The sequence below is a fragment of the Streptosporangium heterodermiicola genome (assembly GCF_051390675.1).
In the GTDB taxonomy this organism is placed as follows: domain Bacteria; phylum Actinomycetota; class Actinomycetes; order Streptosporangiales; family Streptosporangiaceae; genus Streptosporangium.
In genome coordinates this window covers 1-17527 of record NZ_JBPJSR010000031.1, presented here as the reverse complement: position 1 = coordinate 17527, position 17527 = coordinate 1, and the positions used below count along the sequence as shown (strand labels likewise).

The following is a 17527-nucleotide window of genomic DNA, read 5'->3' as shown; positions in this document are numbered from 1 at the left end:
CGAGCGGCCGGACACCCCGCCGCCCGAGCCGCTCGTTCCCGTCGTGGTTACCCGCCCGCCATCGCCCCCACGACCATGAACGGCTCGGCCCCCGTCGCGACCGGCTCGGGCAGCGGGGTGTCCGGTGGCTCGTGGGACAGGTCCCGCTCGCAGGCGAAGAACCGCACGAACGGGCGACGCCGCTGGGTGTCGTGGTCGCGGATCGTCCCGCGCAGCACCGGGTAGCGGGCCTCAAGCGCGTCGAGGACCGAGCGCTGCGTGGCCTGCCCCTGAACGTGGAGCTCCACCTCGCCTCCGGTGCTCGCGAGGTTGCGCAGATGCGCCGGAAGCACCACGCGGATCACGGCAGCGTCTGCACTTCGACGGACAGCACGGCCGGAAGGTCCCGGACGATGGGCGCCCAGCTGTCACCGGCGTCGGCCGAGGCGTACACCTGCCCGCCGGTGGTGCCGAAGTAGACGCCGCACGAATCCAGCGTGTCGACGGCCATCGCGTCACGCAGCACGTTGACGTAGCAGTGGCTCTGCGGCAGCCCCCTGGTGAGCGGCTCCCACTCGTCTCCGCCCGTCCGGCTGCGGTACACCCGCAGTTTTCCCTCGGGCGGATAGTGCTCCGAGTCGCTCTTGATCGGCACGACGTAGACGGTGTCGGGCTCGTGCGCGTGCACGGCGATCGGGAACCCGAAGTCGCTGGGCAGGTCACCGCTGATCTCGTACCAGGAGTCGCCGGCGTCGTCGCTCCGCATGACGTCCCAGTGCTTCTGCATGAAGAGCACGTCAGGCCGTGACGGGTGCGCCGCGATGTGGTGGACGCAGTGGCCGACCTCGGCGTCCTGGTCGGGAATGCCCTCGGACCGCAGGCCGCGGTTCGCGGGCTGCCAGCTCTTGCCGGCGTCGTCGGTCCTGAACACGCCCGCCGCCGAGATCGCCACGGTGACGCGGGCGGGATCGCTCGGGTCGGGGACGATCGTGTGCAGGCACATCCCGCCGGCCCCCGGCTGCCAGGAAGGTCCCGAGCGGTGCTCGCGCAGCCCGGCGAGCTCCTGCCAGCTCCGCCCGCCGTCGACCGAGCGGAACAGGGCGGCGTCCTCGACCCCGGCGTACACCGTGTCCGGATCGGTGAGCGAGGGCTCAAGGTGCCAGACCCGGGTGAACTCCCACGGGTGCGGCGTGCCGTCATACCACTGGTGGGTGCCGGGGACGCCGTCGTACTGGAACCGGTTACCGACCGCCTCCCACGTCGCGCCGCCGTCGTCGGACCGCTGGATCACCTGCCCGAACCAGCCGCCGGACTGCGACATGTAGAGGCGGGACGGGTCGGCGGGAGATCCGGCGAGGTGATAGATCTCCCAGCCCCCGAAGTGGGGGCCGCTGACGTCCCACCGCTCGCGCTTTCCGTCAGAGGTCAGGATGAACGCGCCCTTGCGCGTGCCCACCAGCACTCGTACACCACTCATCGGCGTTCCTTTCCGAGCCGGCGGCCGATCTGGGCCGGCACCGCGGTCACATTCCCGATCGTCCGACCGGGCCCGGAGCCGATTGCGTCCACGACATGTCCGCCACGGCCGTGGCCACCGACGCTACGACAGCCCCCCGACAAAATCGCGGCACGCCACGGCGACGCGCCCTCGTCCGGGCCGCTGCGCGAACACGTGTCAGAAGATTCGCGAGTACGGGCGTTGAAGAGGGGAATCGGCCCCATCGCCAGGCTGTTGCGAATCATGAACATCAGGCCTAGTCCCGGGAGGACATCATGACGACCACGACTCGTCCCGCCGAAGCGTCGGGCCGGTTCACCATCGGGGGAGACCTCACCGTCAACCGCCTGGGTTACGGGACGATGCAGCTCACCGGCGAGGGCGTGTGGGGAGACCCGCGCGACCCCGAGGAGGCGGTCCGCGTCCTGCGCAGGGCCGTCGAGCTCGGCGTGAACTTCATCGACACCGCCGACTCCTACGGCCCGTTCGTCGCCGAGCTTCTCATCAAGAAGGCGCTGCGCCCCTACGCCGACGACGTGGTCATCGCGACCAAGGCGGGGTTCACCCGGCAGGGCCCCGGGCTCTGGACGCCGGTGGGCCGCCCCGAGTACCTGCGCCAGCAGGTCGAGCTGAGCCTGCGCCACCTCGGCGTCGAGCGGATCGACCTGTTGCAGCTGCACCGCATCGACCCGGCCGTCCCCGTCGCCGACCAGGTCGGCGAGCTCGCGCTGATGCAGAGGGAGGGCAAGATCCGGCACATCGGCCTCAGCGAGGTCGGCGTCGAGGACGTCGAGGAGGCGGGGAAGTCCGCGACGATCGTCTCGGTGCAGAACCTCTACAACCTCGCGCACCGCGACGCCGAGTCCCTGCTTGAGTACTCCGAGGCCAACGGCATCGCCTTCATCCCGTGGTTCCCGCTCGCGACCGGCAAGCTCGCGGCGGAGGGCGGCCCGCTCGCCGCGGCGGCCAAGGAGCACGGCGCCACCCCGTCGCAGCTCGCGCTGGCCTGGCTGCTGCGCCGCTCCCCGGCGATGCTGCCCATCCCCGGCACCTCGTCGGTCGCCCACCTGGAGGACAACGTCGCCGCCGCGACCGTCCAGCTGACCGACGCCGAGTTCGACGCCCTGACCAGGGGAGCCTGAGCGAGAAGAACGGGACCGGCCTCCGCGGACCCGCTACCGGGGGCGGCCCCGTTCAGGTGCCCTTTCTGAGGGAGAGCAGTGTCCGGCTGCGGGTTTCGATGCTGCCGGACACGGATTCACGAATCCGCGGAGCCTCGGAGAGAAGCTCCGCGCAGGAGGGCCACGCCGAGCGCACGCGGTCGACCAACTCCGTGACGACGTCGCCCAATCCCGCGCCCTCCGCGTGGAGACGCCGCTCCAGCCGTTCGAAGGTGCGGATGTTGACCGCGTCGAAGCGCCGGGAACCCGCGAACTTCATGCCGAGGGTCTCTCCGTCCCCCATGTACGCCCTCGTGCAGACGAGGTCGTACGCGGGGGAAAGGGTCGGGGCTCGTGGATCCCGGTAGATGAGGGACCAGTTCTTCAGGTGCGCGTCCCCGTTGGAGATCAGCACCGTGAACGCGAGCCGCCGGGCGAACTCCCGCAGGGCCGTCACGTCGTGGCGGCGATGGACCAGCGCGGCCACCGTTTCGTAGTTGCCGAGGTATTTCTCGTTCGGGTACACGCCGCGCACCTGGGCGAGATCCTCGATGTGGACGGCCCGGCGCTTGTCGTCCCGGTCGAACCGGCGCACGGCGTACGCCATCGTCTCCCCGCCGGGCCAGACCCGCGACGGCAGCGTGTCCAGCTCGTCACGGCGGTACAGGCGCACCTCGGGTACGTCGATTCCCGCCGCGGCGGCCAGCGACATCATCGCGTACTCGTTGCGGGGAACGTCCGCGTAGGCACGGTCGGGCAGCTTGACGATCCAGTCGCCCCCCTGTCCGAAGGCGGGCAGGGTGAGCCGGTCGTTCTCGGCGAGCATGGAGAACTTCAGCGCCACGCCCGCGAGGGAGAAGCGCATCTCGGGATGAGAGTCGTCTTGTGCGCGCTGCCCTTTTCCGTCTTCGAAGCCCCAGCTGGAGTCGTCGAGAATATGGTCCTCGTCGTCGCAGGGAAGCACTCGGACCGCGCCGGGAAGATCGTGGCCGACCTGGGCGAGCAACTCCATCTCCCGGTCGGCGGAGACGCTCCGGTCGGCCGCGATCCAGTCGCGGAGCACCCCTTCGGGCAGGAGGTTGGAGAACCACGCCGGAAGGCGGAGCGCGGCGGAGTGCCTGCCGGTCAGGTTCTGCTCGAAACCGAGCCCGAGGATCGCGCGGCCGGGGTCGAGGAGATAGTCCTCCGAGAACACGAACCGGGTGTGGTCGCCCCGCTGGTGCAGTGTGCCGACGCGATCGTCACCCAGCACGACGGCATGGCGCGACTCAACCGGCGGCATGGGACTCCTCGTCGGAAAGAGCCTGCTCGTCGCCGGGGAGGTCTTCGAGCAGCAACTCGTCGAGCGGGGGGGTGTTCTCGAATCCCCACTCGCACATGCGCTGCAGGAAGCCCTCCAGGTTGGAGAGCAACCGCTCCTGGCGTAGCTGGAGGAAGGTGACGACGTGACCGTCCCGCAGCAGTGTGACCATCTCCGGAGTGATCAGATGGGAGTCGAGGCCCCGGAGCCAGGTGTTCTCGTCCATGGTGAGCGGCGGATCCGCCAGGACGGCGCCGACGGTCTTGCCCGCCTCCTGTTCCATGAACGGCAGCAGGACGCGATTGGCCGCCCACAACCGGTGCTTCTCGGGCACCAGCCGGTTGGGAACCACGTAGCGCACCGCGTCGGCGGCGGTGGGCCGGTCGGTGAGGCACTCGGCGAGCCGGGCCCGCTCGCTCGGTTCTCCCGTGGTGGGGTCTCGCGGCTCCAGTGCCCACCAGGAGCACAAAGCGATCTTGGTGGCTGCCTCGTTCGTCCTGAATCTGCGGAGTTCCGGCAGGCGCGGTACCGGACGGTCCAGAGCGTTCAGAAGATTCTGGACCGATCCCGTGAGGTCGTCCGGCTGGATCTTGGCACAGAGTGCCCGCCTCGCCCCGGTGCTGCTGCCCTTGAAGATCTCCGGTCCGAGCAGCGCCGCCCGCCAGTACCAGCGGCGCAGCAGCCTCCGGTTGGCGGGGTCCGGGTTGGGGAAATGGCCGAACACGCGAGTGAGCACGATCAGGAGATAGCGGTAGGCGAGCAGGCTGAAATGGGGCACCCCCGCGTCGTTCTGCAGGAAGCTGATCGCTCGCCCGAGAGCCTCCTCTCCCGCCTGGAAGGCCGTGTCGCGGTCTTCGCCGGGAAACTCCACCACCTCCCGGCGATTCTCGTCGTCGAACTCCGTCCGGATCTCCCGCTCCGGATTGGGGCCCCGCCTGGCGAGAATCATACGGAGAACCGTGTCGCTGTCGATTCGGCCGAAATTGAACTGCTCGTCGATATGTGCGGCGATCACGTCGATGGTGAGCGTCTTGTCCTGCTTCGACTCCTCCCCCGCGAAGAGCGCGGAGAAGATCTCCGCCTTGCTGAGACGCTTCCCGTAGTTGTTCATCCGGTCGAAGATGTCCCGGAGGACCTCGGCGTTCTCCTGCTCCACCTGGTAGGCGGGCATGGGGTACTGGCGGAGGATCGCGGTCAGATTGAACGCCAGGTCCTGCAGGTCGGCGGGGACCTCCGGGTAGACGGTGAACCACCGCAGCACCCTGCGGAGATCGAACAGGGTGGGCAGCGGGATGACGTGCGGGTCCTCGGCCGAGGGCCGGGGCACGAAGCGCTCGTTCCGCAGGTCGTAGGAGAGTGCGAAGCGCGGATCCCGGGCGCCGTCCTCGTGCAGGGCGTTGGCCAGGCTGGTGATCCGCTGCTGGCCGTCCACGACCCACAGGGACTGGTCCAGGCGGGGGGCCTCGATGCGCAGGGCTCCGAGCGTGAGCGCCTGCTTCGAGGCGGGCCGGATCCACAGCAGGAGGCTGCCCACCGGGTAGCCCTTGACGATGCTGTCGAAGAGCCGGATGACGTCCTCGCGTCCCCACCGGAAGTCGCGCTGGAAGTGGGGCACCCGGATCTGGCCGCGCCAGGCCATGCCGATCAGTTTCTCCACGTCGTATGTCGTGGCGCTGGGACGGGTGTCCAGCCCGGTGCTCATCGCGTCTCCTGTCGTCGGGATCCCATGCTTGCGAGGACGGCTGCCGGGTTCAACCGGATTCCCATTAAACAGGCGTGCCGGGCCGCGAGCCGACCGCCGGGCGGAGTACCCGCCGCTCAGCCCTTCACCGCGCCGATGATCACCCCCTTGGTGAAGTGCCGCTGGACGAACGGGTAGACGAACAGCACCGGGAGCAGCGCGACGACGATGATGGCCATCTGGATGGCGAGGCTCGGTGGCGGGGCCTGTCCGGCGACGGTGCCGACGCCGGTCTGGCCGGCGATCAGTGACTGGCCCTGCAGCACGTACTGCCGCAGCACCACCTGCAGCGGCCACTTGGCGTTGTCGTTCAGGTAGAGGACGGCGTTGAAGAACGAGTTCCAGTAGCCGACCGCGTAGAACATGCCGATGACGGCGGTGACGCCCTTCGACATGGGCAGCACGATGGTGCGCAGGATGCGGAACTCGCTCGCGCCGTCGATGCGGGCGCTGTCGCTCACCTCCTCGGGGATGTTCATGAAGAACGCCCGCATCACCACGAGGTTGAACGCGGTGACCGCGCCGGGCAGGATCAGCGACCAGTACGTGTCGATCAGCCCCAGCGAGCTGACCAGCAGGTAGTTCGGGATCATCCCCGGGCCGAACAGGAACGTCAGCAGGATCAGGAAGAGCATCGGCCGGTGCAGCAGCGACCCCGGCCGCGACAGTCCGTAGGCGGCCAGCACGGTGACGGTGAGGCTGATCGCCGTGCCGACGACGGTCACGCCGAGGCTGACCACGACCGACCGGGTCACCACGCCGCCGGAGAACAGTTCCTCGTACGCGGCGAAGGACAGCCCGCCCGGCACGGTGACCAGGCCACCGGCCTCCGTCACCGCCTCCTGGGTGGACAGGCTGGTCAGCACGACCATGTAGATGGGGAAGAGCACGCACGCGACGATGAGCGCGAGGGCGAGCCCCTTGAGGAGCCCGCCGACGCGGCTGGGCCGCTCGGCCCAGGGGGGAGGAGTCGTCATGATCGTTTGTAGATCCCCTGCTCGCCGAATCGATGGGCGACCCTGTTGGCCACCAGGATCAGCACCAGTCCCACCAGGCCCTTCACCAGGCCGGCCGCCGCGCCGTAGCTCCACTCGCCGGTCAGCAGCGTGCGCCAGTACACGAACGTGTCCAGCACCTCGGCGGCGTCCCTGCCGACCGCGTCGCGCTGCAGGAAGAACTGCTCGAAGCCGACGTTCAGCGCGTCGCCGAGGCGCAGGATCAGCAGCAGCACGATGACCGGGCGCAGGCCCGGCAGGGTGATGTGCCACAGCCGCCGCCAGCGGCTCGCGCCGTCGACGGCGGCGGCCTCGTAGAGGTTCTGGTTGATGGCCGCCAGCGCGGCCAGGAAGATGATCGTTCCCCAGCCGGCGTCCTTCCAGACGGTCTCCGCCGTCACCAGCGCGATGAACGTATCTGGATTTGTCATGATGTCGATTCCGTCGTACCCGTGGTCCCGCAGCACCTGCGAGAGCAGGCCCGCGCCCCCGAACATCTGCTGGAACAGCGTGACCACCAGCACCCACGAGAAGAAGTGCGGCATGTAGACGATGCCCTGGATGAACAGGCGCAGCCGGGGCCGCGCCACGCTGTCCAGGAGCACGGCCAGCATGATCGGTACGGGGAAGTAGAAGACCAGCTGGAACGCGGTGATCGTCAGGGTGTTGAGCGTCGCGTCCCAGAAGCTCGCGTCGAACACCAGCCAGTGGAAGTTGGCGAACCCCACCCACGGGCTGTCCCCGATGCCCACGTACGGCGAGTAGTCCTGGAACGCGATCACGTTGCCGAGCAGCGGGACGTAGTGGAACAGGACGAGCAGCCCGATCGCGGGAAGGGCCATGAGCAGCAGCTGCCAGTCACGTTTCAGGCGAGCCTTGAAGGGTTGGTGGCGCGCCCGCCTTGTCCTCGGACCCCTTTTACGGACATCCTTGGAGGTGCCGGCGCCGGCGGGTGAGGTCAGGTCACCCGCCGGCCCGGTTTTTCCATGATCCCCGGACGAGCCCCGGCCGCTTTCCCGACGGTCCCCGGGTGAGGCCGGGTCGTCGGGGTCGGGCTCGGTTCCGGCGGGATTCCTAAGCACGGCCGTTGTCCCGCAGGACCTTCAGGTAGAAGTCGCGGGCCTCGTCCCCGCCGTCCCGCCGCCACTCCGTGGCGATCTGCTTGGCGTCGCTCACCGGCCGCCGGCCGCGCATGACGTCGGTGAACTTGTCCTCGGTGGGGACCTGCAGCCCGGAGTACTTCGACGGCCGCTGGATCCTGATCCCGTCGAACGGGCCCTTCTCCAGGAACGGGAAGCTCGCGTTCTGCCACTCGACGTTGGCCTTCACCGCGTCGGCCCAGGGCCAGTCCACGTACAGCGGGCGCCCGCCCAGGAAGCCGTAGGTGTAGGCGACCTCCTTGCGGCTGAGGTCGTTCGCCCGCGGGACGTTGTTCGCGTCCCGGGTGAAGTGCTTGCCCTCCACGCCGTAGTTGGCGAGCTCGTACTCCTTGGTCCCGTACGGCGCCGCGCACCAGTTGAGGATGGAGAGGATCTCCTCCACCTTCTCCTTCGGCAGGCCCTTCCTGACGAAGGTGAAGATGCCCGCCGCGTTGCCGTGGTACATCAGCGGCTTGCCGCCGTCGTGGGCGAAGATCGGGAAGGCGCCCAGGCTGAAGCCGGGGTCCTTGCCGCGGTGCTGCTGCAGGAGCTCCTTCCAGCCGCCCAGCCCGTCGCGGTAGACCAGGATCTGCCCGGCCCCGATCAGCTCCTTCTCGTTGGCGCCCTTGCTCCCGGCGACGCTCGGGTGGACCAGCCCCTCCGCGAAGACCTTCCGCATGAACTCCAGCATCAGCTCGAACTCGGGGGTCTCGTACTTGTGGACGAGCTTGCCGCCCTCGTACCGCCAGTCCTGCGGGACGCGGAAGGTCGGCCACATCATCTCGTGGATGCTGCCGAACGCCCAGCGCTTGGCCTTGGCGTCGGTGATCTCCTTGCCCAGCTCGAACAGCTCGTCGGCGCTCCCGGGGCTGGCGTTCCAGCCGTTCTTCTCGAACAGGTCCTTGCGGTAGAGCAGCGCGAAGGGGTACGGCTCGGTCGGGAACGGCACCGCCATGAGCTTGTCGTTCCAGACCGACCACTGCCACGCGGCCGTCGGCAGCGCGGCCAGCAGAGGGTAGGGCTTGACCTTGTCGCCCCGCAGGTACGGGGTGAGGTCCTCGAAGGCCTTGTCGACGGCGGTGTTGAAGTCCGCCATCTTGTCGATCTCCCAGCTCGGGATGACCATGATCTCCGGGATCTCCCCGGCGGCGAGCCTGGCGATGGCCTTGTCGCCGTAGACGTTGCCGTCGGTGATCTGGAACTCCACGGTCGCGCCGATGTCGGCGTTGACGGCCTGGAAGTAGGAGTTGCTCGCCAGGCCGGGCGGCGGCGGGCCCCACAGCGGGGTCATGGCCTTGTAGGTGCCGCCCCTGCCCGCCTTCCGGGTGAGCGCGGCGGTGGGGCTGGCCGGGTAGGCGGTGAAGCCGCCGCTGACGTCGGGGACCCCCGGCAGGGTGGAGACCGTGCCGGGAATATCGGGCTTGATACCGGGGAAGGCGGTGTAGGTGGGGGTGAGGGACGTCAGCTTGTCCGCCGCGGCGGCCGTGGCGCCCCCGCCACCGGGCCGGGGGCCGGTCGGCGCGGAACACGCGCCCAGCAGGCCGCCGCCCGCGACCGTCGCGGCGCTCAGTCCCACCAGCCCGAGGAATCCACGGCGGCTGGTCATCGCGCCCGGGGGAAGATCCTTCACAGGGCGCTCCCTTCGTTGTCTCGAGACGGGTCCGGGGTGTCGTGGGGAACGGCTCCGGGGTAGAATTAGTTAGTCTTTCGACCAAACAAATTAGTCGAGGGTGGCCGCCGCCACAAGGGACCGCCGATCGCGGGGCGCCGGGGAGCGGTCACGGATCGGTGAACGATGGGGCATGATGGGGCCAGCCTGGCCGAGCGGGAGCGGGACTCACCTTGATCACATCTACGACTGACCCGCGGCCGGCCGACTTCGCCGACGTGCGGGCCACCAACCTCGCCGTCGTGCTGAGGTTCGTGCGCGAGCACGCGCCGTGCTCGCGGGCCGACATCGCGGCGTCGACCGGTCTCAACAAGGCGACCGTGTCGAGCCTGGTCGCCGATCTGATCGACCGCCGCCTGGTCAGGGAGACCGGCCTGACGGAGAACCGCGTCGGCCGCCCCGCCACGATGCTCGTGCTCGACGGCTCGCCGTACGCGGCGATCGGCATCGAGGTGAACGTCGACTACATCACCGCGGTCGCGGTGGACCTGTCGGGGGAGAGGCTGCTGTCGTGGCGCAGGTCCTTCCCCGGAGCGGCCGGCACGGCGGGCCAGGCGATGGCCACCGTCGCGGGGATCGTCCGCCGCGTCGTGACCCGGATGGCCAAGGAGGAGCGCCAGGTCCTGGGGCTGACCGTGGGCGTGCCGGGGCTGGTCGGCACCGACGGCACCGTGCGCATCGCGCCCAACCTCGGCTGGCGCGACGCCGACCTCTGCGGCGACCTCACCAAGGCCCTGCGCGACCCGGGCTTCCCCGTCCAGGTCGACAACGACGCCAACCTGGCGGCGCTGGCCGAGCACCGCTTCGGCCCGTACGCCGGGACCGCCAACCTGGTCTACCTCACCGGCGAGATCGGCGTCGGGGCCGGGGTCATCCTCGACGGGCGGCTGCGCCGCGGCGGCCAGGGGTACGGCGGCGAGATCGGCCACATCCAGCTCGACCCCTTCGGCGCCGAGTGCCGCTGCGGGCGCCTGGGCTGCCTGGAGGCCGTCGCCGGGATCGGCGCCGTGCTGGAGCACGCCGCGATCTCGCCCGCCGAGGTCGAGGTCGAGCTCGACGAGGTGGTACGGCTGGCCCGCGCGGGCGACGCGCGCACGCTCGCCCTCCTGACCTCCGTGGGCCACAACCTCGGCAAGGGCGTGGCCCTGATGACGAACCTGCTCAACCCCGAGGTGGTCATCCTGGGCGGTTACTACGTGCCGCTCGCGCCGTGGCTGCTGCCCTCGGTGGAGGCCGAGACCCGGGGGCGCACGATCGCCCCGGAGGCCGGGGGCTGCCGGGTCGTGGCCTCCACGCTCGGGTACGGGGCGGCGGCGCTGGGGGGCGCCGCCCGGGTGCTCGACTCCATCGACTCCGGGCGCCTGCCACGGGTCTCGTGATCCGCGCTCGGGTGCTCGCCTCCGGACGCCTGTCGCGAGTCCTGTGATCCGCGCTGGGGACGCCGTCCGGGTGAACGGTTCCGTGGTCATCGCCCTGGATTCACGTTGTTTTCAGCTAGATTCACGGCGTTCGCGGCGGATCTCCCGTCCGGATCCCGGGCCGTCCGGGGCACTCGCAGGGAGCTTCCGTTCCGGGCCCCGGGCGGAGCGCAATCGTTTGCCGCCCGCCTCTTGACCTTGACCGCACGGGAGTGCACCCTTCATCGAAGCGCTTCGACGCTCCCAAAGGGCTCTCAAAGGGATGGTCCCCGATGAACGAACCGTTCCGTGACCCGGAACTCCCCCTCGCGCGGCGCGTCGCGGACCTGCGGGACCGGCTCACCCTGGAGGAGAAGATCGGGCTGCTGCACCAGTACCAGCGGCCGGTGGAGCGCCTCGGGCTCGGCCCGTTCCGTACCGGCACCGAGGCGCTGCACGGCCTCGCCTGGCTCGGCCCGGCGACGGTGTTCCCGCAGGCGGTCGGGCTGGCCAGCACCTGGGACCCCGACCTCGTCCGGCGGGTCGGCGAGGCCACGAGCGACGAGGTCCTCGCCTTCCACCACAAGGACCCGTCGGGGGCGGGGCTCAACGTCTGGGCCCCGGTCGTCAACCCGCTGCGCGACCCGCGCTGGGGCCGCAACGAGGAGGGCTACTCCGAGGACCCGTGGCTGACCGGTGTCATGGCGACGGCGTACGCCTCCGGCCTTCGTGGGAGCGATCCCACGGTGCTGAAGACCGCGCCCACCCTCAAGCACTTCCTCGGCTACAACAACGAGACCGACCGCTGCGTCACCTCCAGCGACCTGCCGCCCCGGGTGCTGCGCGAGTACGAGCTCCCGGCCTACCGGCCCGCCCTGGAGAGCGGCGCGGCGGTCGCGGTGATGCCCTCCTACAACCTGGTCAACGGCCGCCCGGCCCACCTCAGCCCGCTCATCGCCGAGGTGCTGCGAGCCTGGGCGCCCGACGACCTCCTCGTGGTCAGCGACGCGTACGCGCCCGCCAACCTCACCGGCCTGCAGGGCTACCACGACGACCTCCCCGAGGCGTACGCCCACGCGGTCAGGGCCGGGCTCGACAGCTTCACCCAGGACGACGACCGGCCCGAGGCCACCCTCGGCCACCTCCGCGCCGCGCTGGAGCGCGGCCTGCTCACCGAGGCGGACGTCGACGCCGCCGTAAGGCACACGCTGTCCGTCCGCTTCCGGCTGGGCGAGTTCGACCCCGCCACCCCGTACGACGACATCACCGAGGCGGTCGTCAACTGCCCGGAGCACCAGAGCCTGGCCCGCGAGGCCGCCCGGCGCTCGATCGTGCTGCTGCGCAACGACGGCGTCCTGCCGCTGGACGCCTCGGTGCGCAGGATCGCGGTCATCGGCCAGCTCGGCGACACGCTCATGGAGGACTGGTACTCCGGCACCCTCCCGTACGCCGTCACCGCCCGCGCCGGGCTCGCCGAGCGGTGCGAGACCGTCTTCTGCGAGGCCGTGGACCGGATCACTCTCTCCGTGGAGGGACTGGACGGCCGTCACGTCGTCGCCGACCCCGACGGGGGGCCGCTCGGGGTCGGCGACGAGCCCGGCCTGTTCGACCTGTTCGACTGGGGCGGCGGCTGCTACGCCCTGCGGGCCGTGGCGACCGGGCGCCACCTGTCCGTCGACGACGACGGGGTGCTGGTCAACGACCAGCCGGGCCCCAACGGCTGGGAGGTGCGCCAGACCTTCCGTACCGAGGACCGGCCCCGTGGCGCGCTCGCGCTCCGGCACATCTCCACCGGCCGCTACCTCGCCCTGGACGGCGAGGTCTTCCGCCTGGCCGACGACGCCGACGCCGCCGCCTGGCTCACCGTGGAGCGGGTGGTGAGCGGAGCCGAGGCCGCCGCCACGCTCGCCGCGACCGCGGACGTGGCCGTGGTGGTCGTCGGCGACCACCCGCTGGTCAACGGCAGGGAGACCGAGGACCGCCTCGACCTCGCGCTGCCCGCCGCGCAGCAGGCCGTGGTCAGGGCGGTGCGCGAGGCCAACCGGAGAACCGTGATGGTGATCAGCAGCGGCTACCCGGTGACCTGGGACGGCGACGACCCGCCCGCGGTGCTGTGGTCCTCGCACGGGGGCCAGGAGTACGGGCACGCGCTGGCCGAGGTGCTGTTCGGCGACGCCGACCCCGAGGGGAGGCTCACCCAGACCTGGTACCGCTCGGCGTGCGAGCTGCCCGACCTGCTCGACTACGACATCATCGCCTCGGACGCGACCTACCAGTACTTCAGGGGAACCCCGCTCTACCCCTTCGGCCACGGCCTCGGCTACACCACCTTCGACTACGCCGACCTGGCCGTCTCGGTGCAAGGCGGCACGCTCACCGCCTCGGTCACCGTCACCAACACCGGTTCCCGCGAGGGGGTGGAGGTCGTCCAGATCTACACCCGCCAGCGGAGCTCCCGGGTCAAGCAGGCGCTGCGCCGCCTGCGCGGCTTCGTCAAGGTGCGCCTCGCCCCCGGCGAGAGCACCCGGGTCGACTGGGGCCTCGACGTCGCGGAACTGGCCTTCTGGGACGTCACCAGGAGCCGGTTCGTCGTCGAGGACGCGCCCCACAAGCTCATGGTCGGCGGCTCCTCGCGGGACATCCGGCTGTGCGCCCCCTTCCACGTCGACGGCGAGCGGGTCCCGCCGCGCGACGCCCTCGCGGGCCCGATCGCCGCCGTGGACCACGACGAGTACGACTCGGTGACGTTCGTGGACGCGGCCAGGGTCTCCGGCGACGCCGTGCGCTCCACCGCCGAGGGGGCCTGGATCGTGTTCCGCTCGGTCGACCTGGGGGACGGGGCCGCCTCCTGCGCCGCCGTCGCCACCGGGGAGGAGGGCGGGGTGCTCACCCTGCGCCTGGACGACCCCCTCTACGGGCCCGTCGTCGGCGACCTTCCCGTCCCCCGCGCGGGCCGTCACGACCTCACCGAGGTGCGTACCGGGCTTGCGGCGGCGAGGGGAGTCCACGATCTTTATGTGGTGTTCGAGAACGCGGGGATCACCGTCGCCTCCCTGAGCTTCGACGCCTCACCTGGCGTCGGTGCTTCACCGGGCGTTGGCGCTTCACTGAGCGTTGGCGCTTCACCGGGCTTCGGCGCCTCGCCTGGCGTCGGCGCTTCACCGAGCTTCGGCGAGACCGGGTGAGCGGGCGGGCGGTGACCATCAGCGAGGTCGCCCGGCACGCCGGGGTCGCGGTGAGCACGGTGTCGTACGTGCTCAGCGGGAAGCGCGCCATCTCGGCCGACACCCGGCGCCGGGTGCTCGACAGCGTGCGGGTCCTGGGATACCACCCCAACGCCGGGGCGAGGGCCCTGGCCAGCAAGCGCGCCAACGTCATCGCGCTGGTCCTGCCCCTGCGGGCCGGGGTGCACGTCCCGGTGCTGATGCAGTTCGCCACCTCGGTGGTCACCGCCGCGCGGCGTTACGACCACGACGTGCTGCTGCTCACCGCCGACGAGGGCTCCGACGGGCTCCGCAGGGCGGCGGCGAGCGCGCTGGTCGACGGGCTGGTGGTGATGGACGTGGAGCTCCACGACGGCCGGGTACCGCTGCTCAGGGAGCTCGCCGAGCCCAGCGTGCTGATCGGGTTCCCCGCCGACCCGTCCGGCCTGACCTGCGTCGACCTCGACTTCGCGCGGGCGGGCGCGCTCTGCGTGGAACACCTGGCCGAGCGCGGGCACCGGGAGGTCGCGCTGCTCGGCGCCCCCTCAGTCGTCTACGAGCGGGGCACCGGCTTCGCCCGCCGTACCAGGGAGGGCTTCGCCGCGGCCGTGGTCGAGGCCGGACTGACCGGGACGGCCCTGCCGTGCGAGGAGAACTTCGACCAGGTGTCCGCCGCGATCGCCGGTCTCCTCGACGCCAGGCCGGGCCTGTCCGGGCTGGTCGTGCACAACGAGGCCGCGGTCGGCCACGTGCTGGGGGCGCTGCGCCAGTACGGCAGGCGGGTGCCCGGCGACATCGCCGTGGTGGCCATCTGCCCCGGCGACATCGCGGAACGCGCCAGCCCGCCGCTCACCTCGGTGCTGATCCCGGCCGAGGAGGTGGGCCGCCAGGCGGTCCGGCTGCTCATGGAGAAGCTTGAGGGCCGCGCCGTCCCCGACGGCACCCTGCTCCAGCCGAGACTCACCGTCCGCGACAGCACCTGACCGCGAGTCTCCCGCCGGGTTCCCCGAAGAGGTCCGGAACGCCGACGGGCGCGCCCCCCTTTCCGGGGAAGCGCGCCCGTCGGCGTCACGCTCCGTTCGGCCTTGCCTGTCCCGCCGGCTGTTCGGTCGCGGAAGGCTACGGCCGCCTTGCCTGTCTTGCTGGTCGTCCCGCTGAGAACGGCTACCAGTCGCCCCCGCCGAAGTCTCCGCCGCCGAAGTCGCCTCCGCCGCCGAAGTCACCCCAGCCTCCGCCGCCGAAGTCGCCTCCGCCGCCGAAGTCACCGGAGCTCTCGCCGCCGCCGCCGTAGCCGCCGTAACCGAAGCCACCGCTCATCATGCTGCCCATCATCGTGCCGACGAGCATGCCGGTCATGACGTCGCCGAAGCCGCCGTAGTAGCCGTAGGCGTAGGGCTGGTAGGCCGGTCCCGCGTCGTAGTACGGGCGGCGCTGGCCGTTGACCATGACCTCGCGCGTCTGCGGCTCGAAGCCGCGCTCGACGGCCTCGGCGTCGGCCGCGCAGGCGGGCACGTCGCGCAGCGCGCCACCGGGCGGGGCCCAGCGCACGTCGCGGGCGGAGGGGCCGTGCTGCGGGTTGAAGAAGCACGGGGAGCGCCGCTCGGGCAGCGGCTGGTGGTTGACGCGCGCCTTCACGCAGGCGAGGGCGTAGCGGCCCTCCTCCAGCGCGGTGGTCACACCGCGGAACTCGTCGGGGCGCTTGACCGCCGCGAGTTCCACCTTGGCCCGCTCGTAGGAGTCGAGGGCGCGCTGCCAGTCCTGCTGGTGGTCGGCGCCGTCGTTGAGCAGCTTGACGTCGGTGTCGAGGTCGGTGATCTCCTCACCGAACTTGGTGACGTCCTCGTCCACGGTCTGCTTGACCGCGGCCAGCTCGGCGGCCTCGCGCTCCTCGCGCTGCCTCTTCTTCTTGCGGGAGTAGAGGAAGATGCCCGCGCCGCCGGCGAGGGCCAGCACCAGGATGCCGACCAGGATGCCTCCGCTGGAGCCGCTGGAGGAACTGGAGGAGCCGGACGGGGCACCGGCGCCGACGGCCGCCTCGTCGGCCAGCTTGACGAAGTTGATCACGTTGTCGGTCGGGCTGCTGGTGGTCTTGGCCCGCCCGAGCAGCTCGTCGACGTCGACGCCCCTGATGTTGGTGACGCCGAACGGGGTCTTGCCGCTCATCACCAGGACGGTGGACTTGGACCCGACGCCCTTGAGGAGCGAGCTCAGCAGGGTCCTCGCCTGGGACTGGCTGCTGATCGAGCCCTCGGGCAGCAGCGCCACGTAGACGGAGGAAGTCTGGTCGGCCGCGCCGCGCATGGCGTCGACGGCGTTGGGGGGCAGCCCCGCCGCGGGATCAACGTAGAAGTTGTCCCCGTCCTTCAGCTCCGAGACGATCGCGCTGGGATCAGGCGCCGCGGCGTGGGCCGCCGGGGCGATCATGAACATGGCCAGTAGCCCGGCGAACAATGCCATGATCGTGGCACCGAAACGACCTGGCGCGGCTTTTGTGATGGTCACGGCAGAAAGCCTCCTTCGTCCTGAAAGACGAATGAGTGGACGGCAGAGTTCCCTACCCCTCGACCGTATCCCCTCGCGGCCCGCATCAGGCGCCTCTCCGGCACCCGGTATCCGATCGCCGTACCGGCCAGCCCGCGCGGAGACCGCGAACGTCCCCGACCCGGGGCTCCCGGATACTCGACCCTCGTACCGGCCTCGTACCGGCCCGCGGGCGCGCTCAGGCGTCCTTGATCTCGCAGATCGTGGCGCCCGAGGTGATGCTCTGGCCGACCGACGCGGCCAGTCCCGTGACGGTGCCCGCCTTGTGGGCGGCGAGGGGCTGCTCCATCTTCATCGCCTCCAGCACGACGATCGTGTCACCGGCCGCGACGGTGTCGCCGTCGGCGACCACGACCTTGACGATCGTGCCCTGCATCGGGCTGACCAGGGAGTCGCCGCTCGCGGCCTTCCTGGCCACCCCGCCGCCCCGGCGCGGCGCCTTCGAGGCGCTGCCCGCGCCGGTACCTCCGGGGCTTCCGGCACTCCCGGCATTTCCGGCGCTCCCGGCGGCGAATCCCGGGGGAAGCACCACCTCCAGCCGCTTGCCGCCCACCTCGACGGTGATCCGCTCCCGCTCGCCCGGCTCCCCGGCCGGGCCGGGCTCTCCCTCGTACGGCGTGATCGTGTTGTCGAACTCGGTCTCGATCCACCGGGTGTGGACGGTGAAGGGTTCGGAGGTGAACGCGGGGTCGGACACCACGGCCCGGTGGAAGGGCAGCACGGTCGGCATGCCGTCGATCTCGAACTCGGCCAGCGCCCTGCGCGAGCGCTCCAGGGCCTGCGCCCGGGTCGCCCCGGTCACCACCAGCTTGGCGATCAGCGAGTCGAAGGACTGCGGGACGGTCATGCCCGCCTCGTACCCGGCGTCCAGGCGCACCCCGGGCCCCGAGGGCGCGCTCATGCGC

At 70.8% G+C, this 17527-nt stretch carries 13 protein-coding genes; 4 read left to right on the top strand and 9 right to left on the bottom strand.

Annotated features, from left to right (window positions below):
* Positions 1–47: 47 nt before the first annotated feature.
* Both ACSC1Q_RS38725 and ACSC1Q_RS38720 read right to left on the bottom strand, forming a co-directional pair.
* Entirely contained in the window at positions 48–332 is a 285-nt protein-coding gene (locus ACSC1Q_RS38725) for a MoaD/ThiS family protein (protein WP_436763714.1), read from the bottom strand.
* 8 nt (positions 333–340) lie between these two features.
* Positions 341–1456: a WD40/YVTN/BNR-like repeat-containing protein gene (locus ACSC1Q_RS38720; protein ID WP_436763713.1), complete on the bottom strand. Its 1116-nt coding sequence runs from the start codon at positions 1454–1456 to the stop codon at positions 341–343.
* Positions 1457–1752: 296 nt separating this feature from the next.
* Here ACSC1Q_RS38720 and ACSC1Q_RS38715 point away from each other — a divergent pair, with 296 nt between their 5' ends.
* Positions 1753–2619 (top strand): aldo/keto reductase, encoded by an 867-nt coding sequence (locus ACSC1Q_RS38715; protein WP_436763712.1) that lies wholly within the window; start codon positions 1753–1755, stop codon positions 2617–2619.
* Between the two features lie 52 nt (positions 2620–2671).
* Here ACSC1Q_RS38715 and ACSC1Q_RS38710 read toward each other — a convergent pair whose 3' ends face one another.
* The 5 genes from ACSC1Q_RS38710 to ACSC1Q_RS38690 form a co-directional block, all read right to left on the bottom strand.
* The gene (locus ACSC1Q_RS38710) at positions 2672–3919 is read right to left on the bottom strand and encodes a type II toxin-antitoxin system HipA family toxin (RefSeq protein WP_436763711.1); all 1248 of its coding nucleotides are present in this window, start codon (positions 3917–3919) and stop codon (positions 2672–2674) included.
* Positions 3906–5639: a GmrSD restriction endonuclease domain-containing protein gene (locus tag ACSC1Q_RS38705; protein ID WP_436763710.1), complete on the bottom strand. Its 1734-nt coding sequence runs from the start codon at positions 5637–5639 to the stop codon at positions 3906–3908. Before ACSC1Q_RS38705 ends, ACSC1Q_RS38710 begins: the two co-directional genes overlap by 14 nt.
* A gap of 116 nt (positions 5640–5755) precedes the next feature.
* On the bottom strand, positions 5756–6655 hold the full coding sequence (locus tag ACSC1Q_RS38700) for a carbohydrate ABC transporter permease (protein WP_436763709.1): 900 nt from the start codon (positions 6653–6655) through the stop codon (positions 5756–5758).
* On the bottom strand, positions 6652–7635 hold the full coding sequence (locus ACSC1Q_RS38695; RefSeq protein WP_436763771.1) for an ABC transporter permease: 984 nt from the start codon (positions 7633–7635) through the stop codon (positions 6652–6654). Before ACSC1Q_RS38695 ends, ACSC1Q_RS38700 begins: the two co-directional genes overlap by 4 nt.
* A gap of 112 nt (positions 7636–7747) precedes the next feature.
* Entirely contained in the window at positions 7748–9442 is a 1695-nt protein-coding gene (locus ACSC1Q_RS38690; protein ID WP_436763708.1) for an extracellular solute-binding protein, read from the bottom strand.
* A gap of 212 nt (positions 9443–9654) precedes the next feature.
* Here ACSC1Q_RS38690 and ACSC1Q_RS38685 point away from each other — a divergent pair, with 212 nt between their 5' ends.
* The 3 genes from ACSC1Q_RS38685 (at position 9655) to ACSC1Q_RS38675 (ending at position 15064) form a co-directional block, all read left to right on the top strand.
* Positions 9655–10860, top strand: a complete 1206-nt coding sequence (locus tag ACSC1Q_RS38685) for an ROK family protein (RefSeq protein ID WP_436763707.1) — start codon at positions 9655–9657, stop codon at positions 10858–10860.
* Positions 10861–11171: 311 nt separating this feature from the next.
* Entirely contained in the window at positions 11172–14063 is a 2892-nt protein-coding gene (locus tag ACSC1Q_RS38680) for a glycoside hydrolase family 3 C-terminal domain-containing protein (RefSeq protein WP_436763706.1), read from the top strand.
* Between the two features lie 11 nt (positions 14064–14074).
* Positions 14075–15064, top strand: coding sequence for a LacI family DNA-binding transcriptional regulator (locus ACSC1Q_RS38675; RefSeq protein WP_436763705.1), 990 nt, complete (start codon positions 14075–14077; stop codon positions 15062–15064).
* A gap of 181 nt (positions 15065–15245) precedes the next feature.
* Here the strand turns inward: ACSC1Q_RS38675 and ACSC1Q_RS38670 are convergent, their stop codons facing one another.
* Together ACSC1Q_RS38670 and ACSC1Q_RS38665 are read right to left on the bottom strand one after the other, a co-directional pair.
* The gene (locus ACSC1Q_RS38670) at positions 15246–16583 is read right to left on the bottom strand and encodes a hypothetical protein (RefSeq protein WP_436763704.1); all 1338 of its coding nucleotides are present in this window, start codon (positions 16581–16583) and stop codon (positions 15246–15248) included.
* Between the two features lie 217 nt (positions 16584–16800).
* On the bottom strand, positions 16801–17527 hold a 727-nt coding region (locus ACSC1Q_RS38665), incomplete at its 5' end, for a biotin/lipoyl-containing protein (protein WP_436763703.1).

Excerpts from the sequence above, each read along its gene's own strand:
- ACSC1Q_RS38720 (WP_436763713.1), bottom strand. The coding sequence starts at position 1,456 with ATGAGTGGTGTACGAGTGCTGGTGGGCACGCGCAAGGGCGCGTTCATC.
- ACSC1Q_RS38715 (WP_436763712.1), top strand. The coding sequence starts at position 1,753 with ATGACGACCACGACTCGTCCCGCCGAAGCGTCGGGCCGGTTCACCATC.
- ACSC1Q_RS38710 (WP_436763711.1), bottom strand. The coding sequence starts at position 3,919 with ATGCCGCCGGTTGAGTCGCGCCATGCCGTCGTGCTGGGTGACGATCGC.
- ACSC1Q_RS38705 (WP_436763710.1), bottom strand. The coding sequence starts at position 5,639 with ATGAGCACCGGGCTGGACACCCGTCCCAGCGCCACGACATACGACGTG.
- ACSC1Q_RS38700 (WP_436763709.1), bottom strand. The coding sequence starts at position 6,655 with ATGACGACTCCTCCCCCCTGGGCCGAGCGGCCCAGCCGCGTCGGCGGG.
- ACSC1Q_RS38680 (WP_436763706.1), top strand. The coding sequence starts at position 11,172 with ATGAACGAACCGTTCCGTGACCCGGAACTCCCCCTCGCGCGGCGCGTC.